The sequence below is a fragment of the Streptomyces bobili genome (assembly GCF_002154575.1).
GTDB lineage: Bacteria > Actinomycetota > Actinomycetes > Streptomycetales > Streptomycetaceae > Streptomyces > Streptomyces bobili.
In genome coordinates, this window is the sequence record NZ_MUBA01000062.1 from 51,775 (window position 1) to 52,198 (window position 424).

General features: G+C 71.0%; 1 protein-coding gene. It reads left to right on the top strand.

The features are described from left to right. Positions 1–2: 2 nt before the first annotated feature. The coding region (locus BZL64_RS40950; protein ID WP_244205220.1) for a DUF6308 family protein at positions 3–424 on the top strand (422 nt) is incomplete at its 3' end.

The following is a 424-nucleotide window of genomic DNA, read 5'->3' on the forward strand; positions in this document are numbered from 1 at the left end:
TTCTGGCGTGTAGGCGTCCGCGGTTGCTCCCGGTCTACGACCGCGTCGTCCGCTGCGCCGTCGGCCGGCGGCCGTCCTTCTGGCTCGCCCTGCACACCGCGCTGTGTGAGGACGGCGCCGCGTTGCACCGCCAGCTGCTCGAGCTGAGGCGGGCCGCAGGGCTGCCCGAAACGGTGAGTGCGTTGCGGATGTGCGATGTGGCGGTGTGGATGAACCACCGTGCTCTGGGCCACCCCTGTCCCTGGGGATGCCAACCGTCAACGCGGCCTGAGGGGGGCGTTCTGGCGTGTGAGGGTGACGGACTTTACCAACCGTCACCTGGGTGTGTGGGACGTTCGTGCGGAGTGGTCCGCAGGTGTGGGGGAGGGGAGTGGACTCGGGCCCGGAGAGCCGCCGACGGGGCGGCTCTGGGTCTGGAGGGGGC